A 271-nucleotide genomic window follows, 5' to 3' on the forward strand; every position below is an offset into this window, starting at 1 on the left:
TTGCTCCCCCAATCCAATTTTGGCTTGTTCTATATTCGCCCGGCAGTTTGTGTTTACCTCTTACCCCCGTTAGCAAAATTTTATGCGTTTCCTTTATCAACCGCGAAGAAAAAGGTAAACTGTGCAACAATCTTACCGCTTCGTTCATCGCAGAAATATAATTTTGCACCTCTTCCCAATCATCTCGTTTCTCCTGCACAATTTCTTCTTTGGTTAAAAAAGCTTCTTCCATATTGGTTTGCGTGCCCTCTATTTTCGATGATTGTGTAGC

At 41.0% G+C, this 271-nt stretch carries 1 pseudogene; it reads right to left on the reverse strand.

The window, feature by feature from the left end:
- Positions 1–232 (reverse strand): annotated as a pseudogene (locus tag RMT89_RS43145) (hypothetical protein); the annotation flags it as partial.
- Positions 233–271 lie beyond the last annotated feature (39 nt).

The organism is Streptomyces sp. P17 (genome assembly GCF_032436805.1).
Lineage (GTDB): Bacteria > Actinomycetota > Actinomycetes > Streptomycetales > Streptomycetaceae > Streptomyces.